Source organism: Enterococcus sp. AZ103 (genome assembly GCF_051714685.1).
In the GTDB taxonomy this organism is placed as follows: domain Bacteria; phylum Bacillota; class Bacilli; order Lactobacillales; family Enterococcaceae; genus Enterococcus_A; species Enterococcus_A alishanensis.
The window spans coordinates 1,962,774-1,988,800 of the sequence record NZ_JBIOSI010000001.1; the positions used below are offsets into that span (position 1 = coordinate 1,962,774).

Sequence of the window (26,027 nt, forward strand, 5' to 3'; positions counted from 1 at the left end):
GATAGTTCTGAGGTGGTTTGATGGAACAAAAAACATTAGCAAAAATGCAAATAGAAGTTGATCAATATATTCAACAATTTAAGACTGGTTATTTTTCACCCTTAGCACAAATGGCTAGATTAACTGAGGAAGTGGGTGAACTTGCTCGAGAAATTAATCATTATTATGGTGAGAAACCTAAAAAAGATACAGAGGCAATTATTTCTGTTGAAGAAGAATTAGGAGACGTTTTATTTGTTACTTTAATTATGGCGAATTCATTAGATATTGACCTGACGAAAAGTTTTAATCAAAATATGGCGAAATTTAATCAACGAGATGCTTATCGCTTTGAACGTAAAGATGGACAGACAGGTGAGACAAAATGAGATTAGAAAATTTACCGTTGGAGTTCCAAGGAGCGATGCCGATTTTACGAAAACTACAAGAAGCGGGATATGAAGCTTATTATGTTGGTGGTAGTGTGCGGGATATTCTTCTGAATAAACCCATACATGATGTGGATATTGCTACCAGTGCTTTTCCAGCAGAAGTAAAAGCTTTATTTCGAAAAACTATTGATGTCGGTATTCAACACGGCACAGTCATGGTTATTACAAAGGAAGAAACTTATGAAGTGACGACTTTTAGAACAGAATCAACCTATCAAGATTATCGTCGTCCAGACCATGTTGAGTTTGTACGTTCGCTGAAAGAAGATTTAAAACGTCGCGATTTTACAATCAATGCTTTGGCAGTGGGAATAGATGGCGAAGTGATTGATTTATTTGATGGCCTGAATGATTTACGAAATAAAGTTTTACGGGCAGTTGGTAACCCTTACGAACGATTTCATGAGGATGCGCTACGGATGATGAGAGCTTTACGTTTTGTTAGTCAACTAGGATTTAATTTACAAAGGGAGACTTTTGATGCGATTAGTGAATATCATTCTTTGCTGGCAAAAATTTCAGTTGAACGAATAAATATGGAGTTTGTCAAATTATTAATGGGTTCTTTTCGTCAAGCAGGGATGCGCTCGTTTGTGGAATCAGAATGCTATATCTATTGCCCAGGTCTAAGAGCCTATGGTGAAGGATTATTAAGCTTTGCAGAGTTAGCAGGGCCAGCCATTCCATTAGAAAGCCAAGCTTGGACGTTATTAATTGATCAAATTCATTTACCGGAGGACAAAATTCGTTCTTTTTTAAAAGAATGGAAATGTTCCAATCAAGTCATTAAAGATGTGCAGCAAATGGTTCCCGCTTTAAAGTATCTCAAAGAAAATGAATGGACAGCTTGGAAATTATATCAAATCGGACGAGAATTGGCCTTATCAGTGGATTACTTATTATATTATTTTGATCAAACACCTAACTTGTCCAAGATTCGGATGATGTATCAGACTTTACCGATTCACTCTTTAAAAGATGTAGTAATCAAAGGAAATGATTTGTTTTCACTATTTGACCGACCTAAAGGACCTTGGATTAATGAAGTATTACGAGCAATTGAAAAGGGAATTGTCGAAGGAGAATTAAAAAATCAAGAGAAATCACTCATTCAATTTGCCCAAAAATATTTAGAAGAGGTGGATAATGGAAAAATTGACTAAAGAGTTTGTAGTTTCGGCAGTAGATACAGCAGAAAAATTAGGTTCGGGTGATCTAGCCGTTTTGGCAACACCACGTTTGGTAGCAATGATGGAAAACACCGCAAAAAATATGTTGGATTTAGCTAGTAATATGACTAGTGTTGGTTTTATTATGGAGATGAAACACCTAGCTCCCAGTCCAGTAGGAGCTCAAATAATCGTTACTGCTGAAATTCTTGAGAGAGGTGAGCGAACAGTTGATTTCACTCTCTCTGCTTATGCTGGAGATACATTAATCGCCACTGCAAATCATCAAAGAGTCATCGTGAATCGCTTGAAATTTATGGAAAAAATTCAAAATAAGCCAATCATGTGACCGTTTACTGCTACTTATGCTAGAATTGATTTATCTTATAGATGTAAGGAGAATGCAAAAATGGCAAGAGAAATGAGTGCTTTAAAATTTTATTTCCGTAATGGGGAAACTTGGACAATTGACCGTCGCTACATTGGCGATTTATGGATTAAACAAATTACAACAAGTTATGGTCGGATTAATGGTAGTGAGTTTGTGGAAATTCACCCAGTTGCTGGTTTCAAAATTGAAATCTATCAAGAGGGCGATCATGTCCAAACATCTGATATTAACTTAGGTGGTTTAGAATTAGGCATGTTCGAAAGAGCCCATAAATTCCAAGATATTGAAAGAATGGAAATCATTTTCCGCAGTGGTAAACCTGATATTGTTTATTTCCCATACAAAGAAAAAGATGCTGATGGTTTAGACAATGTTTATCAATCAATTAAATTCTCTGAAAAAACTAAGAGCTTATACATCGTTATTGACCCAGAAAAAGATGTAGATAGTACGTATCCTGACAAATTTTAAATCCTAAAAGACAGAATTTTCGTAATTCTGTCTTTTTTGTATAAGAAATTATTAAGGTACCATAATAAAAAGAGGAATATTGTTGCAAAAATAGTAAGGTACCTGTATTATATAAACATAAGGTACCTGAAAAAAATAATAACCTTAAGAGGAGATTTTTATTATGGAAAACAATTTAAACGAACAATTCATGAAAATGCAACATGATTTGAGAAGATATTTTCATCGTCAAAGAGCAAAAAACCATGGATTAGAAGCGCATCAAGGACAAGGGCGAGTGTTAGCCTTACTAAAATTACATCCAGAAATTTCGCAAAAAGATTTGATCTTTGTACTAGGATTACGTCCCCAATCTGCTGGAGAATTAATTCAAAAATTAACTGATAAGGGTTGGGTAACTCGTGAGGCATCAGAAGAAGATCGTCGGGCCATGATTGTTAAGCTAACTGATTTGGGTCGCGAAGAGGCTGAAAAAATCGGTCAACGTCCTGATATTACGACAGAACTATTTGTAGATTTTACTGATGAAGAAAAAATGCAATGGTCGACTTTAGTTGACAAATTAAACCAAAAACTTGAAGAAGAATTGGCAGGTGAAGAAGATTCATTTGAAGATGGACCACACGGACATCATGGTAAACCTCATGGACATCACGGACCGCATCATCGCCATCACCATCATGGTCATGGACCACACTGTCATAGAGATTAATTTCGCAAGAGAAGGAGATGCCATCCTTCTCTTTTTTTGTTACAATGAGTTGAATAAATCTAAAGGTGGCTATCATGAAAGAATTAAAAGTAACAAACTTGCATAAAACTTTTGGGGATAAAACATTGTTTGATCACATTTCTTTTTTAATTCACGAAAAAGATCGTATTGGTTTGATCGGTGTTAACGGTACTGGCAAATCGAGTTTGCTTGCCATTTTAGCTGGTTTAGATAGTGGCGATGGAGATATTTCAGCGATTGAGAAGGCTAGTGATTATCGCATTGGCTTTTTGACTCAAGCACAAGAATTTCCACCTGATGAATCAGTTTTGGAAGTTGTTTTTGCAGGGAATAATCCCTTAATGCAAACAGTTCGTCAATATGAAAAAGCCTTAATAAATTTAAATTCCGACGGTAGTAATCAACAGTTTCAGGAAGAATTTTCTAATGCTGAAGAAGCAATGAATAAACAAGATGCTTGGACAGCCGATAGTGAAGCGAAAGCGATCTTAAATAAGTTGGGAATTGATACCTTACATAAAAAAATAAGTGAATTATCTGGTGGACAGAAAAAAAGAGTGGGTTTGGCACAAGTATTAATTGATGCACCTGATTTACTTTTGTTAGATGAACCAACTAACCATTTAGATTATCAAGCGATTACTTGGTTAGAAAATTATTTGAAAAACTATCAAGGTGCCCTTCTAATGGTTACTCATGATCGTTACTTTTTAGATCGTGTAACCAATCGTATCTTTGAATTGTCATTTGGAAAACTCTATGAGTATCAAGGGAATTATGAATATTATGTAGCTGAAAAGGCAGAGCGAGATCGGATTGCTGGGGAACAAGAAGGCAAGCGAAAACAATTATTTAAACAAGAATTGGCGTGGATGCGTGCTGGTGCAAAGGCTCGAACAACCAAACAACAAGCACGGATTAATCGTTTTGAAGATTTAAAAGAAAATTTGAATCAAGTGCAAACTGATGGGAAAATTGAAGTAAATATTGCTACAAATCGTCTCGGGAAAAAAGTTTTAAAACTTGAAGATGCGAATTATGCGATCAATGGTAAAATTTTGTTGGAGCATTTTAATTTATTAATTCAGGCCAATGAACGTTTGGGTATCACCGGAAAAAATGGTGCTGGAAAATCAACGCTATTAAATATTTTAGCTGGTCGACTTGAATTAGATAGTGGTATTTATGAGATTGGTGAAACTGTTCATTTGGCTTATTACACTCAGGAAAATGAAGTGATTGATCCTAACAAACGGATGATTGCTTATTTACAAGAAGTTGCCGAAGAAGTTAAGCAAAATGATGGGAACCAAATTAGTGTGGCTGAATTATTGGAAAGATTTCTATTTCCAAGATCAATGCATGGCACATTGGTTGGCAAACTTTCAGGTGGCGAAAAACGACGTTTGTATTTGTTGAAATTATTAATTCAACAACCTAATGTCTTGTTATTAGATGAACCGACAAACGACTTAGATATTGCGACTTTGACAGTTTTAGAAGATTATTTGCAAGATTTTTCGGGTGCCGTTATTACTGTGTCTCACGATCGTTATTTCTTAGATAAAGTGACTGACAAACTCTTAATTTTCGAAGGTGAAGGCAAGATTATAAGTACTTTAGCGAGCATTATGGATTATTTAAAAGAGACAGAGGAGTCGACAAAAGTCATAAAAGCTGTTAAAAATGAGACAAAAGAAAAATCAAAAAAGAAGAAATTGTCATATAATGAACAAAAAGAGTGGGCAACCATTGAAGATCGTATTGCCAAGTTAGAAGAAAAGATCGAACAATTAACCGAAGATATGAACCATCAAGGAGAAGATTTTTCTAAATTACAGTCATTACAAAAAGAAATTGATCAAACTGAAATAGATTTAGAGGAACAAATGAATCGTTGGGAATATTTATCTGAAATAGTGGAGGAAAGCTAAATGGAACAAGCATATCTAGATTTAGGTCGTAAATTATTAGAAGAAGGTCATCAGAAAGGTGATCGTACTGGAACAGGTACCAAAAGTATTTTTGGTTATCAAATGCGTTTTGACTTAAGTGAAGGGTTCCCATTATTAACGACCAAACGGGTACCATTTGGTTTGATCAAAAGTGAATTGTTATGGTTTTTAAAAGGAGACACCAATATTCGTTATTTATTACAGCATAATAATCATATTTGGGACGAATGGGCTTTCGAGCGTTATGTTTCTTCAGAAGATTATACAGGACCTGATATGACGGATTTTGGTCGCCGTGCTTTATTGGATGAAGCTTTTAATGAAAGCTATCAAAAAGAATTAAAAGAATTTTGTCAAAAAATATTAGATGATGAAAAATTTGCTGAAAAATATGGAGAATTGGGTAATATTTATGGTTCACAATGGCGTCATTGGCAAACAAAAGATGGTGGTTTTATTGATCAAATCAGTAATGTAATTGAGATGATTAAAACGACACCTGATTCTCGCCGTTTAATTGTATCAGCATGGAATCCTGAAGATGTACCAACAATGGCGTTGCCTCCTTGCCACACGATGTTTCAGTTTTATGTGAATGATGGCAAATTAAGCTGTCAATTATATCAACGAAGTGCTGATGTATTCTTAGGTGTTCCGTTTAATATCGCGAGTTACGCATTATTGACCCATTTAATCGCCCACGAAACAAACCTTGAAGTTGGCGATTTTGTTCATACTTTAGGGGACGCGCATCTTTATTCAAATCACGAAGAACAAATGAAAGAACAATTATCTAGAAAACCGCAAGCTTTTCCTAAATTAATTTTGAATCAAGAAAAAGAATCTGTCTTCGATTTTGAGATGGACGATATAAAAGTTGAAGGATATACACCGGCAGCTGCGATTAAAGCACCGGTGGCGGTATAAACTATGTTAGTTGCAATCTGGGCACAAGATCAGAACGGCTTAATTGGTAAAAAAGGAAAACTACCTTGGCGTCTGCCAGCAGATTTGAAGTTTTTCAAGGAAACAACAGAAAATCAGACAATTGTCATGGGGAGAAAAACCTTTGTCGGGATGAATAGTCGTCCGTTACCTAATCGCAAAACAATTATTTTAACTCGCGATACAGCCTACCATGCTGAGGGTGTTGAAGTTATGCATTCAATAGAAGATATTATGACATTCGCTGAAGCAATGGAAGACGATGTTTTTATTTGTGGAGGCTCAACTATTTATCAGGCACTGTTACCTCATTGCCAAAAAATATTACGAACACTTATCTATGAAAACTTTACAGGCGATGCTTTTTTTCCAGCACTTGATTGGGATAATTTTATGCTTTTAGAAAGAAGAGTTGGGACTAAAGATGAAAAAAATCCTTATGACTACCAGTTTGAAAGCTACCTGCGAAAATAAAAATCGATGATAAAAACTGCTTTAAATAGTTTTTATAATATGCTAGTCTAAAAATGGTCCATTTTATTTTCTAATCAAAAATTTGATTGAGCAAATATAAGACTAGCGTACATATTTAAGGCTAATATTTTTAGTAGTTTTAACTGGTATGAAGCTGGCAATTTTAATTGCCAGCTTTTTTTAATAAATCTATTTTTATTAAAAAGAGTTTAAAAGGGGGAGAAAAAGTGCATAAAGAAATAGATCACATTGAAAAAAAACGGTTTAAAATGTACAAAGCTGGAAAAAAATGGCTGATTGCGCCAATTATTTTCTTTGGGTTACTGGGATTGAGCATTGCTTCTACCAGTCAAGAAGTTGCAGCTGCTGAAACCGAAGCTGTTACAAATTTTTCCGCTGACAGTATTGCAGAAATAGTTGATTTAACCAATCAAGCTATGTCTCCACTTTCTGATACCGAAGCAATTGTCGTAGAATCTCAATCAACTGAATCACTCGAATTCAATCACGAGTCCAAAGAAGATGAATCAACTCAAGCAGTTTCATCAGAAGAAACACTTGATCCAACGGTAGCTGAATCGAATTCAGAACAACCTGATTTAGAAAATACGCCTTTAAATAGTAATACGAATGAAGTAAGTAATGAACAATCGGTTGAAAAAGTACCTAATAATACGAATACATCTACTCAATCAGCTGCTAAAGAAGCGACCAACACAAATGACCAACCGATTGAAGATTTAAACAAAGTAACTACGGTAGACACGATGGATGAAATAAGTGAACCCGACCCAAAAGTATTGGGGGGAACTGTCGATAATGCGCAACCAGCTGAGCAAATTCCAGTTTATCGGGTATACAATCCTCATTCAGGTGAGCATTTTTATACAAAAGATACGAATGAACGAGACTATTTAGTAAGTATTGGCTGGCAAGATGAAGGTATCGGTTCTTATAGTGTTACCGAAGGGAATGAATTGTACCGCGTCTATAATCCTAACTCTGGTGAACATCACTATACTTTATCGCGAGGAGAAATTGATGAATTAATTATAGCTGGTTGGCAGGATGAGGGAATTGCTTGGCTGACAGCAACTGATGGATTATCAGTTTATCGGTTGTTCAATCCAAATGCTCGCAATGCTGGGTCACATCACTATACGGTAGATCTCAATGAAAGAAATCAATTACTAAAATTAGGTTGGAAAAATGAAGGAATCGCATATTATTCTGCTGGAAATAGAGCTAGAATCGATAAAGTTCTTGATTGGTTTTATCAACGACAAGACAATGTAACTTATTCGATGCAAAATCGAAAAGGTCCAAGTTCATATGATTGTTCTAGTGCGGTTTTTTATGCTTTAATTGAGAGCCATTACTTACCGTCAGATCATCGAATTGGTAATACGGAAGACTTATTTGCATTAATAGATATTTTGTTTGTTCCAATAACAAGAGATCAAGTAAAAAAAGGTAGCCTATTTATTTCCGGCGTACAAGGAAGTTCTGGTGGAGCAAGCGGTCATACAGGATTTGCCACAGGCAACGGAACGATTATTCATTGCAATTATGATGATAATGGTATTACAGAAACAGAAATCGATGGACGTACCGGTAGTCCTGTTTTTTGGTTTGACTTAAAAGATATTTATAGCGATTAGTGATTGCATAAAAAGTATTTGAGAATTTTTAATTTTTCAAATAAAATGGAAAATGGGTCGATAATTCAAGCCCATTTTTTTGAAAGTGTTTCAAGTTTTTATAAGAAGACTTCGCGACCAATGATTTATTTTTGCGTGTCTGTTATACTGGTAAATGTGTAAATGTTCTATGAGAAAGAAGGATAGAGATGTCTAAAGTAAAAATAGTTACCGATTCGTCTTGTACCATTGAAAAAAGTGTGCGGGATGATTTAAATATTACAATGATTCCATTATCAGTGATGATTGATGATGTGGTTTATCCCGATGATGATAATTTAAGTGGCGAAAAATTTATGGATATGATGGCAGGGGCAAAGAGTTTACCTAAAACTAGTCAGCCACCAATTGGTTATTTTGCTGAACTTTATGATGAATTGGGTAAAGATGGTAGCCAAATTATTTCTATTCATATGGTTCATACTTTAAGTGGGACTGTTGAAGCAGCTCGCCAAGCAACTTTTTTAACTAGTAGTGATGTCACTGTAATTGATAGTGGTTTCATCGATCAAGGATTATCTTTTCAAGTTATTCGAGCAGCTGAAATGGCAAACAATGGTGCATCAGTTGAAGAAATATTAGCAGCTATTGGTAAAATTAAGGAAAATAGCTATTTGTTTATTGGTATTTCTTCGCTAGATAATTTGGTAAAAGGTGGCCGGGTTTCTCGAGCCAAAGGTGTTATTTCAAACGTATTAAACATGCGAGTGATTATGGAATTAGATAATGGGTTACTCACGCCCATCGTTAAAGGCCGAGGGAAAAAAACTTTCACCAAGTGGTTTGAAAACTTCAAAGATGAATTAAGTAAATTTACCATTAGAAAAATCGGTATCTCACATACCGGCAAAACAGAATTCATTGAAGAAGCCAAACAAGCATTACAAGAAATGTTTCCTGATATGGAAATTCCAGTTCTGCATACAAATCCAATTGTAGCGACACATGCTGGTAAAGAAGCTTTTGCCATCATGTATTATACTGAATAAAAATTTTGGAGCTGAGTCAAAGTCCTAGCGACTTTTGCTCAGCTTTATTTGTAAAATTATCAATGAAAAGAGGCATTTTCTCTAAATGAAAAGCGTGAATATAAAAAAATTTCTACCAGTTATTGTTCCAATCATTACAGCATTGATAGTTTTGCTTAGTTTAAATCTGCTTTTACCTAAGGCCCAGCCAAAGTTAAAATTTTCTGCGGATAATACAAAGCAAAATTATAAAGAAACGATCCATTTTGTTGCTGTTGGAGATTCTTTGACTGAAGGTGTAGGTGATGAAACCGGTGATGGTGGTTATGTGCCAATAGTAGCTAATGAATTAAAGGAACATTATGATTTGTCTACTGTCCAAAATGAAAATTTTGGAGTTGCGGGTGAACGCAGTGATCAAATTTTAAAACGAATCAAAAAGAATGATGATTTGCAAACAAGTCTTGCTAGTGCTGATTTGATAAGTATTACTGTTGGGGGTAATGATTTAATGCAAAGCTTCCAAAAAAAGATTAACGCAAAAAAATCCAGTGCTTTTAACGGAGCAATAAAAAAATACGACAACAATATTCAAGATATTATGGATGAGATTAGAGAGCTAAATAAAGAAGCACCTATCTACATAGTTGGTATTTATAATCCGTATTATCTAAATTTTTCAAATATAAAAATTATGCAAGAAGTTGTCGATAATTGGAATGAGTCAACAAAAGAAATCATTGCAGATAATCAGAATACTTTCTTTATTCCAGTAAATGATTTACTTTATAAAGGTTATAAAACCGCGAATTCTGATAGTGAGGATAATTCAGTCAAAAATAATCTCTTGTCTGACGATGATAGTTTCCATCCTAATAATACTGGTTATCACATCATGGCTGAGGCGATTAGTCAGGAAATGGTCAAGAGTCATAATTTGTGGTTGTTGAAGGAGAATGAATAAATGAAGAAACCAAAAAATATTTGGAAATGGGCTTTTTTAATTTTGATAGGACTGATCTTAGGTAGTGGTATTTTTTTAGGTACTAGGATCTTTTCTCAACGAGAAACCAATCTACCACCAGCTAGTGAAGTGACCGTCACAAAAGGTACGTCAGTAGTAACCATGAACACGAATAAGAAAAAATTGAACACTTTGATGTCTTATTTTTTAAATAATTTTCAAAAAGATTCCGATGTCAAATATCAGTTTTATTTAGAAGATGAGGCTTTACTAACTGGAGAATTTCCAATTTTAGGGACAAAAGTAGAGTTCAGCCTTTATTTTGAACCGTATGTGATGACGAATGGCAATGTCCAATTAAAAGCAACTGATTTATCCATCGGAACTTTGAATTTTCCAGTGCAGCAAGTTATGTCCTTGGTTGAAAAAAGTTATGATTTTCCTGAATGGGTGGAAGTCAATCCTAGTGAGCAAACAATGACGATTAAATTAAATCAATTTAAACTGCAAAACGATATGTACGTGAAAGCTGATCATATTGATTTAGTTGGCGACGATATTCAATTTAGTTTATACTTACCGTCAGATGAAGGAGATGGTGAGTAATGGAAAAAGCAATCTTTGCTGGCGGTTGTTTTTGGTGCATGGTTCAGCCGTTTGATAGCTTAGCGGGTATTGAATCAGTTGTTTCAGGCTATACTGGTGGAACAACTGAAAACCCAACTTATCAGCAAGTCAAAAAAGGAGATACGGGACACACTGAGGCAGTTGAAATTACTTTTGACCCGACTATTTTTAGTTATCAAAAATTGTTAGAAGTGTACTGGCAGCAAACTGACCCAACCGATGCTTTTGGCCAGTTTGAAGATCGCGGGGACAATTATCGACCAGTGATTTTTTATCAAAGTGAAGAACAAAAACGTGCAGCGGAAAAAAGTCGTCAAGCCTTGGCAGACAGTGGCCGATTTAATAAGCCAATTATCACAACGATTGAACCGGCACAAATTTTTTATGCTGCTGAAATGGAACATCAAGACTATTATCAAAAAGAGCCAGAGAATTTTTCAAAGAATCATGCCATTCGAGAAGATTTCCTAGATCAAAATTGGAGGTAAATTTTGCGTAGAAGTTTCTATCATTATATATTGACGCAACGCGGTCACAATGTAGGTGATCCAGTTGAGGATTTTGCAGCCAATGTGGCAAAAGATAATAACTTTCCTAAGCAGTCACAAGACTATCATGAATTAAGTAGTTATCTAGAATTGAATGTTAACTATCTCTCATCGATGGATTTATTTGATCAAGTTTGGGACAATTATCAAGAAAATAATCAGTAAAATTATGGGAAAAGCCAAACAGCGCTTTTCCTTTTTTTTTTTACATGCTATCATGAAAAAAAGGGATGAAAGGAGTTTTTTTTTGCATAAAAGAACGATTCCACTACCGATTTTTTTAGTTGGACTTTTTTTTACTGTGGTTGTTACTGCAGTTGTTGTTCATTTTATTGAAACTAGAGCGAGTGTACAGAATCAATCGGTTGTTCGAGTGACCCGTAGTGATTTAGATGAAGTTCAGGATTTATATGATTTAATAAGTACGAATTATGTGGAAGAAGTTAGCAAAAAAGCTTTGGTAGAAGGGGGTCTAAGCGGCATGACCGCCGTTTTAGATGATGAATATTCAGAATTTTTAACTGCTGAAGAAACCAAAAAAATTGATGAGTCTGTTTCAAGCAATTTTGGTGGTATAGGGACAAGTATAAATTTAAAGGATCGTTTGCCAGTTATCGAAGGTGTTCCAATTAAAAATTCTCCTGCGGAAAAAGCGTCTTTAAAAGCTGGAGATATTATTTTAGCTGTCGATGGTCAGTCCACTGAAAATCAGACGATTGATGAGACAGCAAATAAAATTCGGGGAAAAAAAGATACAGAAGTGAGTTTGTTGATTCGTCGTGGAGAAGAAGAATTTAGCGTTGATTTAAAAAGAGAGGTTGTTCCCAATGAAACGGTCATGGGAGAAATTAATTCAGATAATCCGACTATTGGTTATGTTGAATTAACTAATTTCCGAGAAACAACTGCGTTAGAATTTCGCAATACGATTGAAGATTTAAGAACTCAAGGAGCTACTTCTCTTGTTGTTGATATCCGTCAAAACTCCGGGAATTTACTTTCTGAAGCAGAACGAGTAGCCAGCTACTTTTTATCGGATGGTGATACAATCGCACAATTTTCAGCCCGTGGCGAGGTGGTATCAACCGAAAAAGCTGGTAGTAAAATAGATAGCGGATTTAAGGTAATTGAACCGACTGTATTTCTAGTAGATCAAGAAACAGCGTTTGGTTCAGAAGTATTGGCTGCGGCAGTTAAGCATAAAGGTTTTTCTTTAGTTGGAGTGAATACTTTTGGCAAAGGAACCATCCAAAATGTCTTACCAATTGGTGAAAATAATTATTTACAATTAACAGTCATGAACTGGCTGACACCAGATGGTTCTTCGATTGATCAGACGGGAGTAAAGCCAACGATTCAAGCAGATTATCCTGACTATGCCAAATTGCCACCAATTTCTACCAGCTCAAACTGGCGAGTTGGTGATAATGGTGAAGTAATTAAGAATATTAATGTAATGCTAGCTGCCTTAGGCTACGAGACAAGTGGTGATTCTTTTAATGAACAAACATTAGATGCAGTCAAGGATATACAAATCAATAATAATATGGAAGCAACTGGTGTAGTGGATGAGCCGACAGCTAAGAATATTCAAGAAAGCATTTTTCAATTAGTAAAAGAAAATGATATAGCATATCAAAGTGCGGTAGATATGTTAAAAAATCAATAAAATCTCCTAACATAAAATTAAAAGGAAAGATTAGATGAAAAGATTTAAAAAAGAATATTTATGGTTAGGTCTAAAATATTTGATAATTGCTTTATTTTTTGGCGTAATTATTCGGGGTTTCATTTTAATTCCTGTACCGGTGACTGGTAATTCCATGTCACCGACTTTGAAACAGTCCGATATGGTAATCATGGAGAAATTTACATCAGTGAAACGTTTTGATGTCGTTGTTTTCGAACAAGCAGATCAAACTACGTATATTAAGCGTGTGATTGGATTGCCGGGAGACCAAATTACCTATCAAGATGATATATTGTATGTGAATAACCAAGCTGTTTCCGAGCCGTATTTACAAAAGAAAAATGCAAGCAAGCAAATGCCTTATACGACAAATTTCACGCTCCGAGAATTAATTGGTGAGGATCGCTTACCTGAAGATCAGTATTTTGTTTTAGGAGACAATCGCCGAATCTCTAAAGACAGTCGTTCTTTTGGAACCGTCAAGGCGGATGAAATTATTGGTAAAGCAAGGTTTGTTTATTACCCTTTTAGTGATATGAAAATTATTTCTTAAGCTCTGAGATTAAATGTCTCAGAGTTTTTTTGTGAAAAAAATAGGGGAAATCCCTATATTTTTTCAATGAAAATACGTTTACAATATTTGTGAAATACTTAATTATATGGAGGGATAAGATGCCAGAAATTGATTTATCGCGAACCCTGTTTGATATAGTCAAAGACTTTCCAGAAGTTCAAACCATAATGGCCGCTAATGGATTTAAAGAAATTGCCAAACCAGGCATGCTTCAAACAGCTGGCCGCTATATGACAATACCTAAAGGAGCAAAAATGAAAAAAATTCCTTTAGCAGAAATAGTTACAAAATTTGAAGAAGCTGGTTTTATTGTGAGAGGAGGAGATTAAATGGATCAAACTAAAGCACAAAGACAAGAGAAAATTGTTGAAATTTTGTCGTTATTACACCAAGGAGGTTCCTTTGAAGAAGCCAAGGAGATGTTTAATCAAGAATTTGATGGTATCGATGTGACGGAAATCACTGCTGCTGAAAAAGCTTTAATTCAAAGTGGACTAGCGCCGACTGAAATTCAAAAATTATGTAATATTCATGCGGCAGTTTTTAAAGGTTCCATTAATGAGATTCATCGTTCTGATTACGAGCATGAACAACCAGGGCATCCAGTTGCTGTCTTAAAGCTAGAAAATCAAGTGTTGCAATCGTTATTGACTGATGAAGTGGATGATTTGTTACAGAAAATAAAAACTGGCGATTGGTCTCAAAAAGAGCGCTTGCTATCGGCCTTGACTGATTTAAAACAAATTGATAAACATTATGCCCGTAAAGAAACGATCATTTTTTCTTATATGGAAAAATACGGTATCACAGCGCCACCTAAAGTAATGTGGGGCGTGGATGATAACATTCGGGAAATGCTAAAAGAATTAATTACTTATCTTGATTCGTCTAAAGCAGCCTTTAATCCGCTCTTTGAAAAGTGGACAGCTTTAAAAACAGAAATTGAAGAAATGATTTTTAAAGAAGAAGAGATTATGGTACCGATGACTTTAGATGTCTTTAGTTTAGCTGATTGGGAAAAAATTGCAGCTGATAGTTTTGATATTGGCTATGCGTTTATTCCCGAACCTTTACCATGGAAAGCTAGTGAAAAAGCGAAGGCTAGTGAAATCGAAAGAGAGCCGGCTAGGCAAATCGCAATTGCTCAAGCAAAAGAGACCACAGATGGTATTGCTGCAGGATTAGAATTAACTAAAAATGTGGAAGAATCGATAACCTCTAACTCAGAAATAATTGGTCTTCCGACAGGTTCATTACAGCTAAAAGAAATGGTTGCGATATTTCAAGTATTGCCGGTAGACTTAACCTTTGTTGATAAAAATGACATCGTACGTTTTTACTCTGAAGGAAAATCTCGTGTATTTCCACGTACAAATTCCGTTTTAGGCCGAGAAGTAATTAACTGTCATCCGCCAAAAAGTATGCATGTTGTGCAACAAATTTTAGATGATTTTCGGGCAGGTGTGAGAGAAACAGCTGATTTTTGGATCGATATGAAAGGGATGAAGGTTTATATTCGCTACTTTGCTTTAAAAGATCAAGAAGGTGAATACTTAGGTTGTTTAGAAGTGACTCAAGATATTACTAAAATTCAAAAGATTGAAGGCCAAAATCGTTTATTAGATGAATAAGTTTGTTTAATAATGACGTTTTACAGACGTTCTATGCGAGCGGCTTATTACAATAAAAATTTTTTTTATGCTATATTGAATTTATAGACAAGAAAGGATGATTCAAATGGCAAAAAAAATCTCACTATCAACAGTTGTTAATGAAGGCGGTCGTGAAGGCGAAAGTAAATCAGTGACAGGATATTTAGATGTTAAAACGACTGGTGCAAAAAAAGAGGGGTATACAAATCCTGAAGAACTATTTGCAGCAGGAATTGCTGCTTGTTTTAATGGCGCGATGGTTTTCCCATTAGAACGTGATGGTAAAGGGGATCTACATCGTTCTGTCCGAGCTGAAGTTGGTTTACTTGGTGATTTGCCTGATTTTAATACTTTACATTTAGAAGTGACTTTAATTGGAAAAATCGATGGCTTGTCTAAAGAAGAAACTTTAAAATATATGGAAGAAACAGAAGGTATCTGTCCATATTCTAAAGCAATTAAGGGTAATGTAAAGATTACTTTAGATGCTGAATAATAAATGAACAATCACAAGTTGAGTAATCGGCTTGTGATTTTTTTGCATAAATTTGTAATGATCACTCCTGTAATCTTTTTGAATTTGCTATACTAAAATAAATTAGTAAAGAGAGAAGGGATAAGAATGATTGATCATTTAAGTTTAGGTGTATCTGATTTATCAAAAAGCAAAGAGTTTTATTCAAAAGCTTTGGCACCTTTAGGCTATCAGGTAAAAATCGAAATGGACCACGGAATTTGCTATGGTGCCAGTGATGGTGGGGATCTATGGATTTTAAAAAGCGAGCCAACTAAAATTCATGTAGCTTTTGGCACAACCAAACGGGAAATTGTTGATGCATTTTATCAAGCAGCAATTAATGCTGGTGGAAGAGACAATGGGGCACCGGGTCTTCGTCCTAATTACCATGAAAACTATTATGCAGCCTTTGTAATTGACCCTGACGGTTATAATATTGAAGCCGTCTGCCATCAAGAATATTAGGAGGAAAACAATGATAATTATTAATGTTTTGTTGAAAGTTAAACCAGAAAAACGAGAAGAATTTTTAGTATTTGTAGAGGATTTAGTGAGTAAATCTAGACAAGATGAAGGGGCTCTTTTCTATGATTGTTTAGAGAGCTTGGATACGAAAAATCAGTTTATGATTATAGAAAATTGGCGGGATCAAGCAGCTGTTGACTTGCATAATGAAACAGCCCATTTGAAAAAATTTATTGTTGAAATCGATCAGTATTTAGCTGCTGATAAAGAACTGAAAAAGATAGCTTATCCTGAATAATAAAAAAGTAGAGAACTATTGGCAAAATAGTTCTCTATTAACTATAGTTGCAAAGCTTGTCGTCTTTCAAAACGTTGATATAATAAACGTGAGAGAAAAACAAAAATAATCGGACCAATAATCAAGCTGAAACCATCAACATAATTGCCTAATTTAAAAGGTTGATAAATTTGAAAACCAATTGCTAGCAATATACAAAGACAGACACTGATCGACAATAAATAATTGGTTTTTTTATTTTGAATTAAACGCTCATGATCACTGACAATATTTTTTCGAATAAAGAATGGAAAACTGATGGCAACTACAAAATATGGGATAGAACGAGCGACATTTGTCATATAGGTTAATTGATTGTAGAGATTACCTAAAAATTGATTATTTAAAGATAGTGTAAGAATCACTAAAGCTACCAACATGGCTTGTAACCATAAAGCATTAACCGGCATCTGATTACTATTTAATGAAACAAACTTTTTCGGCCAAATTTCTTTTGGTGTCCCTTGAATTAAACTTTTTAAAGGCCCAAAAGTAATTGAAGATAACAAACTTAAATAAGCAACAAACAAGGTGAACGCCGTATAACGAATAAAAATTTGATAAAGTAGTGCTGTTTGACTGTTAGAAAAATTAAAACTAACAGCTAAGTTTTTAGCAGTTGTACCCATTAAACCGTACATAAGATTACCCAGATGCATCTGATTTGTTTGTCTTAAAGCCTCCAAGTTATTCGCACCACTCCATAGAATAATACCTATGAAGTATAATAAAGTAATAATTACTGCAGCAATAATGACTGCTCGAGGAAAACGACTTTTGCTTTTTTTTGTGCGGTCAGCTAAACTAGCAACAGTATCTAAGCCACCAAAAGCAGTAATTGAAAAAATAAAAAATGGTAGTTGTGAAAAAAACTGGTTATTTGTGCCAGTAAAAAAGCTATCCGCATGAATACTACCGATGATATTTGGGAAAAACTCAGCAGGATGACGGCTAATAATCAGTAAATTACTAATTAATGATAAGATTAGTAAGCCGACCATGGCAAAGCTTGAAATTTTCAAAAAAGAAACTATCACTTGAAAGCCACGAGTGTTTAAAGCTGTTAATAAGAAAACTGACAGAATCGATAAAAGAGCTACCCAGATTTGGCTAGAAATGCCAAACCAACTGGCTGCACTAGAAATATCTTTACCAAATAGTAAAATAGAAAATGGAATCATGATTCGCATGAACAAACTAACCATCCAAGTAAAATAACTACAATACCATAAGGCAGCGGTAATAAAAGCCAACTTTGGGGACAAGGATTCTTTTAACCAGTCAAAAATAGTTCCTGATCGATCAGCGTATTTTTTAGTATACTGTGCGACAATTAAAGCATAAGGAATGAAGTAACAAGCACCGCTAATTAAAAACCAGGGGAGAGACTTACTGCCCATCATGAAAAAAGCGGTAGTCATACTGGAAAAAGAAAAAACAGTGGTTGTAATAATTAGGATTAAGGTAGGTAAGGAAAGATCCTTCTTCATAATTTTTAGCCTCCAAGATTAATAAGCGAAACCTGATTCTTATATTAGTGATATTTGTAACAAAGTACAAGTGAACGAGAAAAAAATAGGGAATTGGAGTAGTTTTGATGATAGAAATCAATAGCTGGTTAGAAATGCAAAGAAAGAAAATAGGTTGTGATTTTTTAGGCGTCGCAGAAAATGTTGCAGAAAAAAATCAAACAACTGAAATTCGTTGGCTACATGTCGCTGGAAATCAGGGAACAGCCTATCAAAAAATTCGTTTACGAGTCGGTCGAGGGATTGCTGGCATTGTTTGGAAAACAGGCAGAATGCATGAAGAACATCATATTTTAAGCCAAACAGATAAATTAGCGGAGTATCCAATTGCTCGTACTGAAAAACTTCAATCTTCATTAGCTGCACCGATTATTGATAATCGAGAAGTTTATGGAGTGGTCTTAATGGGGTATCGCCAAGAAAAATATTTTTCAGAAAACGATAAAGAATCGTTAGTTCAGATTTGTGAAGCTTTGAAAGGCAAATTAGAGGAGTGAAATATTATGGAAGTAACCACTAATTTATTTCGTGAAATCAAACAGGCTTTGTGGTTGCTGGATGATCGTTCTACCGTTTTAGCTCGAACGAAAAAAGCGGAACAGCTACAAGAAAAATTTCAAATAAATTTGACAAAAATTATTGAAATCAGTCAGGGTAAGGGTTGTGCACTACATAGTACCAAAGAAGAATGCTTAAATTGTCCATTGGAAGGGGAAATTTCAGCTAATGGCTTCCCTTTTGTTTTATTGGATCATCAGCAACAACCAGAAGAATTTTGGGGGAGCTTACAAAGGGACCAAGGTAAAATAATGCTTCAAATCGAAGTTCAAAAAAGTCCATTACTCCAACCAAGTGATTCGATGTTTAACTATTTAAATAATGCCCGTGAAAACGAGCGGAAAAAAATAGCGCAAGATCTCCATGATGGTATTGCTCAGAGTATTTATAGCCTAATGTTGGAAACACGTAATTTAAAATGGATCGATCCTTCTTTACGAAGTGAAAAATTAAAAGAAATTGATCATCATTTTAGTGATGTGTTAAAAGAAGTCAAAGATTTGGCTGGAGAATTACGTCCAATGATGATTGATGAATTTGGCTTGGTGCCGGCAATCGAACAATTTGTTGAGCGAACAGTTGAAATGACAGGTTTTGAAATTACATTATCTGTTACAGGAAAACTTGAGGCTTTAAGTGAGAATAGCCGAATCTCAACCTATCGAATTATTCAAGAAGCAGTCGGTAATTCATTGAAATATTCTGGTGTAAACCAAGTGGAATTGACATTGAACTTTACCAATAATTTTCTGCACGTTCTCATCGAAGATCAAGGAGAAGGCTTTGATTTGAAACGGGCGGAAAATGGATTTGGATTGATTAACATGCAGGAAAGAGCACACGCTGTTGCGGGAGAACTGAATATAATTTCTGCACCACACCAAGGGACAAAAGTTATTTTAAAAGTGCCAATCAAGGAGGTTTTGGAATGAAAATCTTAATTGCTGATGATCATGCAATGATTAGAAACGCTTTGGCTTTTTTAATTAATGCGCAAAAAGATATGGACGTTGTTGCCGATGCGGCTGATGGCCACGAAGTCTTTATGAAGGTTGAAAATGAACCAGTAGATATTGTTTTGATGGATATTTCAATGCCACCAGGAGAGAATGGACTATTGACAACAAAACGATTGAAAGAAGCTTTTCCAGAAGTAAAAGTGATCATGTTGACGATGCATGATGAGCGTTCTTATGTAAAAGAAGCATTGGGAGCAAATGCTGACGGTTTTGTATTAAAAGCTGCTGACGATGAAAAATTATTAGAAGCAATTCGCCGTGTTTATAATGGAGAAATTTTTTATGATGGCTACACAAAAAAAGATCTATCTGAGTTTGCCGTAGAAAAGGAAGATCCTTTGTATGCTAGTTTATCAAAGCGAGAAAAAGAGATTTTACCTCTTATTGCGTTAGGATATAATAATAAACAAATTGCTGAAAAGTTATTTATTTCAGTCAAGACTGTTGAAGTTCATAAAGCAAATATTCGTAAAAAATTGCGACTGGAGAACTATGCTGGCTTGCTAAGGTATAGTTTGAAACACCATTTAGTTGATTTTTAGGAGGTATGAGGATGAAAGGAATCATTTTTGTTTTACATGGAAGACGCGAAAAATTGTCAAAGACTAATTTTTCAATCATCGAAGAAGTAGAAGCGCAATTAGAAAATCCTTCTGCAATTGGATTATTAGAAGGCGAAGAACAAACATTAGAAGATGCTATGGAAAAAATGCAAACAGAAAAAGTTGAAGAGATTATTTTTTTACCTGTATTATTGTTTGCAGCGACGCATGTTAATGAAGATTTGCCAACACGTGCAAAAAAATATTTTATGGATACCCCTTTTAGTATTTTACCAACTTTAGGAACTACTGCAGCGGTCTTGAATTTTGTAGTTGAAGAAATTTCAGAGAAAAAAGAAGATTCAGCTGTCCTATTGATTGCTCATGGAACGCCTCATTATCAAGAACCTTATGTACAACTAAGTCGAATTGCAAATGCAGCTAGTTTAAGAAGTGGTAGAAATATTTATCCTGTTTCCTACATTGGTGAAGGAAACTATCAAGACTTTTTAATTAACCACCCAGAAGAATTTATAGTTTTACCATTGTTTCTGACTTCAGGCTTTTTACTAAATAAAATTAAAACAAAAATAACTAAAATTCATGGTGACGATGATATTTGGCTACCGACTTTAGAAAATCAGCCGGCGTTGAAAGCAGCTATTTGGGAGAGATTGAAGGACGCGCATGTATCCAGTACTAATTGATCTAGAAAAAATAAAGATTGTTGTCTTTGGTGGCGGAAAGATTGGTACCCGAAAAGTGCAAAGTTTGGTGGCTGAAGGAAGTTGTCCTGTGGTTATTGCACCAGAAATCACAAACCAACTGGAAATATTATCTTCAGAAGGAAAAATCAATTGGCAAAAAAGAGTTTTTCAAAAAGGTGATACTACAGATTTTCAAATGGTTTTTATTTGTACTAACCAGAAAGAAGTTAATCAAGAAATCTTAGAGGAAACGTCAAGCACCCAATTGGTAAATGATACAAGTGATAAAAATAACAGCAACTTTTATAACCTAGCACTGTTAAAGCAAAAGGATTTTTCAGTAGCTATAACTACTCATGGTCAGTCTCCCACAAGAAGCAAAGCAATTAAAAACAAAATTAAGGATATACTTGAAAAGCTGTCAATTTAAATTGGCGGCTTTTTTTTATTAAATAGGGGATTCCCCTATATTATCTAAAATCTATTTCATTTATTGTGAGTATATTAACAAAGTATAATTCTGAGGTGAAAATTATGAAAGAACGTTTAGTCGTTATCGGCAACGGCATGGCGGGTGTCAGAACGGTAGAAGAAATTATTGAGCGAGATCCCGATCGGTATGAGATTACCATCATTGGTAAAGAAGAATATCCTAATTATAATCGTATTATGTTGTCTAATGTTTTACAAAAGAAAATGACAGTTGATGAAATCATCACAAACCCTCTTAGTTGGTATGATGAAAATGATATCGCTCTGATCAATGATGATCCAGTTGTAGGGATTGATTCAGAAATTAAAAGTGTCGTTACAGAATCAGGTTTGGTTATTCCCTACCACAAATTAATTATTGCTACAGGTTCACACCCATTTATTTTACCAATACCTGGTGCTGATAAAGAAGGCGTAGTAGCTTTTAGAACAATTGATGATACGAAAGAAATGCTAGCAGCATCAGAAAAATATAAAAAAGCTGTTGTTATTGGTGGCGGATTACTAGGATTAGAAGCCGCTAAAGGATTACAAGAACAGGGAATGGAAGTTACCGTTGTTCATCTAGCAAAATGGTTGATGGAAACTCAGTTAGATGAAAAAGCAGGTAAATTATTGCAAGCTGAGTTAGAAGATCAAGGTTTGAACTTTTTGATTGAATACGCTACCCAAGAAATATTAGGTGACAATCATGTAACAGGACTAAAATTTTCTAATGGCGAAGAATTTGAAACGGATTTAGTTGTGATGTCAATCGGTATTCGTCCAGCTGTTGAATTAGCGAAAGAGGCTGGTTTAGAAGTCAACCGTGGGATTGTGGTAGATGATTTCATGCACACAAGTCAGAAAGATATTTATAGCGTTGGTGAATGTGCTGAACATAATGGTATTGCTTATGGATTGGTGGCACCTTTATATGAACAAGGCAAGGTTTTAGCCAATCTTTTAACGGATCAAGAAGAGATCAAACCTTATCAAGGTTCTAAAACTTTCACTTCTTTAAAAGTTTCTGGTGCTGATTTGTATTCGGCAGGGAATATTTTGAATACGGATGATTTAGACAGTATTGAAGCTTATGATAGTGCTTCTCGTAAATATAAAAAAATCTTTTTGAAAGATGGAAAAATTCAAGGAATCGTTTTATATGGTGATACAGATGAAGGTAGCCGCTACTACAATATGATGAAAAAAGGGCAACCGATTGAAGACTTGCAAACTATTGCTGTTTTACAGGCGATTGGTGAAAATCTTGGGGGCGCCGAAAGTGTTGTCGATTGGGATGACGATGAAACTGTCTGTGGCTGTAACGGCGTAGAAAAAGGTGCAATCTTACGTTCCATTCGTGAAAAGGGTCTGACAAGTGTAGCTGAGGTTGGTAAAGTTACAAAGGCAGGAACTTCATGTGGAAAATGTAAACCACAAATTCAAGCTTTATTGGAACATGAACTAGGCGACGCAGTGACTGCTGTAACCGGAATTTGTTCTTGTACTGATTTGAATCGCGATCAAATTGTAACTCAAATTTATGCCAAACACTTAACTTCAACTAAAGAAGTCTATGAAGCACTAGAATGGAAAAATCCAGAAGGTTGTCCAAAATGCCGTCCGGCCGTTAACTTCTATTTAAATGTTGCTTGGCCAGAAGAGCACCAAGACGAGAGTACTTCACGAGTAGTCAATGAAAGAATGCACGCTAATATTCAAAAAGACGGGACATTTTCAGTTGTTCCAAGAATGCGTGGGGGTCAAACTTCTCCACAGCAATTGATGAAATTAGCACAGGTTGCTGAAAGATACAATGTACCTTTAGTAAAAGTTACTGGTTCCCAAAGAATTGGTTTATACGGCGTGAAGAAAGAAGATCTGCCACAAATCTGGGAAGAATTAGATATGGTAGCTGCTCAAGCATACGGGAAAGTTTTCCGTTCAGTGAAAACTTGTGTTGGTCAAAGTTTCTGTCGCTTTGGTACCCAAGATACGATGGGGCTAGGTGTAAAATTAGAAGAAGAATTTGAATATATTGATACACCTCATAAATTTAAAGTGGGTGTTTCTGGTTGTCCAAGAAGTTGTGTAGAATCTGCTGTTAAAGATTTCGGCATTATTGGTGTAGAAAATGGTTTCCAAATTTATATTGGTGGGAATGGTGGAACCGAATTAGTAGCAGCACAATTGTTAACTACGGCAGAAACGGAAGAAGAAGTTGTTGATATTTGTGGTGCGATGATGCAGTATTATCGCGAAACTGGCATCTATGCTGAAAGAACAGCACCTTGGTTAGAAAGAATGGGCTTTGAAAACGTTCAGTCTGTTTTATTAGATCCAGAAAAACGCAAGGATTTGTGGAAAGACTTAAATCGTGCATCAGCTGCGAAAGGTCGTAAGGACACTTGGGGAGTAGTCCTTCGTAATCCTGATTTGAGAGAAAAAATGTATACTATTGATCGTCCAGAAGTTGTAAAGGTGGGAGAATAAGATGAGAGTATTAGCAACTAAAAAATCAAATTTAATCCCAAGGGTGGGACGTTCAGTCGAAATTAATAATCAAAAAATTGCAGTTTTCGAAACAACTGCTGGAAATATCTATGCTTTAGCAGACTTCTGTCCTTTAACCGAAGGGCCAATCTTAGAGGGTATGGTTTCAGGTGAATATGTTTATGAACCAATGCGAGATTTTAAAATTTCATTGATTGACGGTAAAATTCAAGAACCAGATGAAGGACAAGTAAAAACTTATCCAGTAGAAATTTTAGCGGATGATATTTACATTGAGGTGTAACAATGATTTCTTTTGTGGGTAGTGGACCAGGAGATTTGGAATTAATTACGGCAAAGGGTCAAAGAAGATTGCAAGAAGCAGACGTTGTTATCTATGATCGTCTAGTTAATCCATTATTATTATTTCATTGTTCAAAAACATGTCAATTTATTTATGTGGGTAAGATGCCTTACGTTGCCAGCATGAAACAAACAGAAATTAATCAACTTTTAACTATTTATGGGAATAAAAATCAACGGGTCGTGCGTTTAAAAGGCGGCGATCCCGCGATTTTTGGTAGATTATTAGAAGAGTTAGCTGTTTGTAAAGAAAATCATATCTCTTTTGAAGTTATTCCGGGAATAACCGCTGCTAGTGGTACAGCTGTCTATAACGGCATGCCTTTGACTGAAAGAGGACAAGCGCAATCGGTCACCTTTATGACGGGGCGTATCCAAACAAGTGAAGAAAATCACTTTCCTGTCATGGGAAAAAATCAAACGATTTGTTTATACATGGGTGTAGAGACATTAAAAAAATTTATTCCGCATTTAATCAATCATGGTTTTTTACCTGACACAAAAATTTGTGCCATAAGTTGGGGGACATACGGCCGTCAACAAAAAGCAGTGGGTACATTACTAACAATTGAAGACTTAATTGAAAAGCAAAAAATAACTAATCCAGCAATGATTATTGTTGGCGAGGTGGTTTCTAATGAAGTTAGTTATAATTGGTTTCAACAGCTACCAAAATATGGTCAGCGTGTCTTATTAGTTAGTACAAGATCTCCTGAAATATCAGAATTAATTGCTTACACTGAAAAAGGTGCAGATGTTTGGTGGCAACAAGTAGGCGAAAAACGAGATCTTCGTTTTGATAGTATTTCTGAAAGATATTTGGCAGAACAATCGTACCATGAAGTTATTTTTGTAGATAAAAAAGCAAAAGAACTTTATCAAACTTGAAAGGAAGTGGCAACTTGTCATTATCGCCAAAAGAATTAGTCGATGAAGCAATTAAAAGAGGAACAGCAAAAGCAAATTATGGTTTTTTAACAACAGCAGTTTTAAGTATCATGGCAGGAGTTTTTATTGGTGTCGCTGGTGTTGCAATGATTCGAACAATGGGATCTATGCCAGCTGAATGGGGTACTTTTGTTAATTTAATGGGTGCATTGATGTTTCCATTTGGTTTAATTTGTTTATTATTAGTTGGTGGTGAATTAGTCACCGGTAATATGCTTTCTGTCTCGATGGCATTGTATGCGAAAGCAATTACTTTGAAGCAGTGGGCCAGAAATATGTTTTTAGTGACAGTTTTCAATTTAGTAGGTGCAGTTGCGGTAGCCTTTTTCTTTGGTTATCTATCCAATACGTTGCAAGGCCCCTTTGTGGAAAGAACGATTGCTGTAGCGCAAGGTCGAATTGCTGACGCACCCTTGCAAGCTTTTTTATCAGGAATTGCTTGTAATATTTTGGTTTGTACAGGTGTGTATATGAATATGGCAGCAAAAGATTTTATTGGTAAAATTATGGGGACATTTTTGCCAATTGCTGGCTTCGTCATTGCTGGTTATCAGCACGTAGTGGCTAACATGTTTTTAATTGCTGCGGGAATATTTGCCGGTGGTGCAACGATGAATCAATATATTGTCAATCTAGTTGTTGTTTGGTTAGGGAACCTTGTTGGTGGAGGCGTGATTTTAGCGGGTATGTATTTCTTAGCCTTTAAAGTCGGCATGAAGGAACCAGCAAAAGAATTGGATAATGACGAATCTTCTTCTATAATAAGTGAGAGATTAAAATAAA

At 35.3% G+C, this 26,027-nt stretch carries 31 protein-coding genes; 30 read left to right on the forward strand and 1 reads right to left on the reverse strand.

Going from position 1 to position 26,027, the window contains the following annotated elements; translation table 11 throughout:
- Positions 1–20: 20 nt before the first annotated feature.
- From ID741_RS09830 to ID741_RS09930, 21 genes are all read left to right on the forward strand, one after another.
- Positions 21–368, forward strand: a complete 348-nt coding sequence (locus tag ID741_RS09830; RefSeq protein WP_218325068.1) for a nucleotide pyrophosphohydrolase — start codon at positions 21–23, stop codon at positions 366–368.
- On the forward strand, positions 365–1,594 hold the full coding sequence (locus ID741_RS09835) for a CCA tRNA nucleotidyltransferase (RefSeq protein WP_438719842.1): 1,230 nt from the start codon (positions 365–367) through the stop codon (positions 1,592–1,594). The genes ID741_RS09830 and ID741_RS09835 overlap by 4 nt, the downstream gene beginning before the upstream one ends.
- A complete protein-coding gene (locus tag ID741_RS09840; protein ID WP_438719843.1) occupies positions 1,578–1,949 on the forward strand; it encodes a thioesterase family protein in 372 nt (123 codons plus the stop codon). Before ID741_RS09835 ends, ID741_RS09840 begins: the two co-directional genes overlap by 17 nt.
- A 60-nt stretch (positions 1,950–2,009) precedes the next feature.
- Positions 2,010–2,462, forward strand: coding sequence for a hypothetical protein (locus ID741_RS09845; RefSeq protein ID WP_218325071.1), 453 nt, complete (start codon positions 2,010–2,012; stop codon positions 2,460–2,462).
- Positions 2,463–2,625: 163 nt separating this feature from the next.
- Entirely contained in the window at positions 2,626–3,174 is a 549-nt protein-coding gene (locus tag ID741_RS09850) for a MarR family winged helix-turn-helix transcriptional regulator (RefSeq protein WP_438719844.1), read from the forward strand.
- 74 nt (positions 3,175–3,248) lie between these two features.
- Complete coding sequence (locus ID741_RS09855) at positions 3,249–5,129, forward strand: ABC-F family ATP-binding cassette domain-containing protein (RefSeq protein ID WP_218325073.1); 1,881 nt, start codon at positions 3,249–3,251, stop codon at positions 5,127–5,129.
- Entirely contained in the window at positions 5,130–6,077 is a 948-nt protein-coding gene (locus ID741_RS09860) for a thymidylate synthase (RefSeq protein ID WP_218325074.1), read from the forward strand.
- A gap of 3 nt (positions 6,078–6,080) precedes the next feature.
- On the forward strand, positions 6,081–6,569 hold the full coding sequence (locus tag ID741_RS09865; RefSeq protein WP_218325075.1) for a dihydrofolate reductase: 489 nt from the start codon (positions 6,081–6,083) through the stop codon (positions 6,567–6,569).
- Positions 6,570–6,796: 227 nt separating this feature from the next.
- Complete coding sequence (locus ID741_RS09870) at positions 6,797–8,230, forward strand: peptidoglycan amidohydrolase family protein (RefSeq protein WP_438719845.1); 1,434 nt, start codon at positions 6,797–6,799, stop codon at positions 8,228–8,230.
- A gap of 188 nt (positions 8,231–8,418) precedes the next feature.
- Positions 8,419–9,258: a DegV family protein gene (locus tag ID741_RS09875; protein WP_438719846.1), complete on the forward strand. Its 840-nt coding sequence runs from the start codon at positions 8,419–8,421 to the stop codon at positions 9,256–9,258.
- Positions 9,259–9,343: 85 nt separating this feature from the next.
- Positions 9,344–10,201, forward strand: coding sequence for an SGNH/GDSL hydrolase family protein (locus ID741_RS09880; RefSeq protein WP_438719847.1), 858 nt, complete (start codon positions 9,344–9,346; stop codon positions 10,199–10,201).
- Positions 10,202–10,807 carry a YpmS family protein gene (locus tag ID741_RS09885; RefSeq protein WP_218325079.1) on the forward strand — a complete coding sequence of 202 codons (606 nt, stop codon included), beginning with the start codon at positions 10,202–10,204 and terminating at the stop codon, positions 10,805–10,807.
- Positions 10,807–11,316 (forward strand): peptide-methionine (S)-S-oxide reductase MsrA, encoded by a 510-nt coding sequence (gene msrA, locus ID741_RS09890; protein ID WP_438719848.1) that lies wholly within the window; start codon positions 10,807–10,809, stop codon positions 11,314–11,316. Before ID741_RS09885 ends, msrA begins: the two co-directional genes overlap by 1 nt.
- Before the next feature lie 3 nt (positions 11,317–11,319).
- Entirely contained in the window at positions 11,320–11,541 is a 222-nt protein-coding gene (locus ID741_RS09895) for a YozE family protein (protein WP_438719849.1), read from the forward strand.
- Positions 11,542–11,623: 82 nt separating this feature from the next.
- The gene (locus tag ID741_RS09900; protein ID WP_438719850.1) at positions 11,624–13,045 is read left to right on the forward strand and encodes a S41 family peptidase; all 1,422 of its coding nucleotides are present in this window, start codon (positions 11,624–11,626) and stop codon (positions 13,043–13,045) included.
- Between the two features lie 34 nt (positions 13,046–13,079).
- Positions 13,080–13,619: a signal peptidase I gene (gene lepB / locus ID741_RS09905; protein ID WP_218325083.1), complete on the forward strand. Its 540-nt coding sequence runs from the start codon at positions 13,080–13,082 to the stop codon at positions 13,617–13,619.
- A gap of 119 nt (positions 13,620–13,738) precedes the next feature.
- Complete coding sequence (locus ID741_RS09910; protein WP_438719851.1) at positions 13,739–13,969, forward strand: DUF1858 domain-containing protein; 231 nt, start codon at positions 13,739–13,741, stop codon at positions 13,967–13,969.
- Positions 13,970–15,271: a DUF438 domain-containing protein gene (locus ID741_RS09915; RefSeq protein WP_438719852.1), complete on the forward strand. Its 1,302-nt coding sequence runs from the start codon at positions 13,970–13,972 to the stop codon at positions 15,269–15,271.
- A gap of 106 nt (positions 15,272–15,377) precedes the next feature.
- The gene (locus tag ID741_RS09920; protein ID WP_218325086.1) at positions 15,378–15,788 is read left to right on the forward strand and encodes an Ohr family peroxiredoxin; all 411 of its coding nucleotides are present in this window, start codon (positions 15,378–15,380) and stop codon (positions 15,786–15,788) included.
- Between the two features lie 126 nt (positions 15,789–15,914).
- Positions 15,915–16,274 (forward strand): VOC family protein, encoded by a 360-nt coding sequence (locus ID741_RS09925; protein WP_438719853.1) that lies wholly within the window; start codon positions 15,915–15,917, stop codon positions 16,272–16,274.
- Between the two features lie 10 nt (positions 16,275–16,284).
- Entirely contained in the window at positions 16,285–16,572 is a 288-nt protein-coding gene (locus ID741_RS09930) for a putative quinol monooxygenase (protein WP_218325088.1), read from the forward strand.
- A gap of 41 nt (positions 16,573–16,613) precedes the next feature.
- Here ID741_RS09930 and ID741_RS09935 read toward each other — a convergent pair whose 3' ends face one another.
- Entirely contained in the window at positions 16,614–18,101 is a 1,488-nt protein-coding gene (locus ID741_RS09935; protein WP_438719854.1) for an amino acid permease, read from the reverse strand.
- A gap of 107 nt (positions 18,102–18,208) precedes the next feature.
- Here ID741_RS09935 and ID741_RS09940 point away from each other — a divergent pair, with 107 nt between their 5' ends.
- From ID741_RS09940 to ID741_RS09980, 9 genes are all read left to right on the forward strand, one after another.
- On the forward strand, positions 18,209–18,637 hold the full coding sequence (locus tag ID741_RS09940; protein ID WP_438719855.1) for a GAF domain-containing protein: 429 nt from the start codon (positions 18,209–18,211) through the stop codon (positions 18,635–18,637).
- A 6-nt stretch (positions 18,638–18,643) separates the two neighbouring features.
- A complete protein-coding gene (locus ID741_RS09945; protein ID WP_438719856.1) occupies positions 18,644–19,630 on the forward strand; it encodes a sensor histidine kinase in 987 nt (328 codons plus the stop codon).
- A complete protein-coding gene (locus tag ID741_RS09950; RefSeq protein ID WP_218325091.1) occupies positions 19,627–20,259 on the forward strand; it encodes a response regulator transcription factor in 633 nt (210 codons plus the stop codon). Before ID741_RS09945 ends, ID741_RS09950 begins: the two co-directional genes overlap by 4 nt.
- Positions 20,260–20,270: 11 nt before the next feature.
- The gene (locus ID741_RS09955; protein WP_438719857.1) at positions 20,271–20,966 is read left to right on the forward strand and encodes a sirohydrochlorin chelatase; all 696 of its coding nucleotides are present in this window, start codon (positions 20,271–20,273) and stop codon (positions 20,964–20,966) included.
- A complete protein-coding gene (locus ID741_RS09960; protein WP_438719858.1) occupies positions 20,947–21,396 on the forward strand; it encodes a precorrin-2 dehydrogenase/sirohydrochlorin ferrochelatase family protein in 450 nt (149 codons plus the stop codon). The genes ID741_RS09955 and ID741_RS09960 overlap by 20 nt, the downstream gene beginning before the upstream one ends.
- 104 nt (positions 21,397–21,500) lie before the next feature.
- Positions 21,501–23,933, forward strand: coding sequence for a nitrite reductase large subunit NirB (gene nirB, locus ID741_RS09965; RefSeq protein WP_438719859.1), 2,433 nt, complete (start codon positions 21,501–21,503; stop codon positions 23,931–23,933).
- A gap of 1 nt (position 23,934) precedes the next feature.
- Positions 23,935–24,237 carry a nitrite reductase (NAD(P)H) small subunit gene (locus ID741_RS09970; RefSeq protein WP_218325095.1) on the forward strand — a complete coding sequence of 101 codons (303 nt, stop codon included), beginning with the start codon at positions 23,935–23,937 and terminating at the stop codon, positions 24,235–24,237.
- 2 nt (positions 24,238–24,239) lie between these two features.
- Positions 24,240–25,184 carry a uroporphyrinogen-III C-methyltransferase gene (cobA, locus tag ID741_RS09975; RefSeq protein ID WP_438719860.1) on the forward strand — a complete coding sequence of 315 codons (945 nt, stop codon included), beginning with the start codon at positions 24,240–24,242 and terminating at the stop codon, positions 25,182–25,184.
- A 14-nt stretch (positions 25,185–25,198) separates the two neighbouring features.
- Positions 25,199–26,026, forward strand: coding sequence for a formate/nitrite transporter family protein (locus ID741_RS09980; RefSeq protein ID WP_438719861.1), 828 nt, complete (start codon positions 25,199–25,201; stop codon positions 26,024–26,026).
- Position 26,027 lies beyond the last annotated feature (1 nt).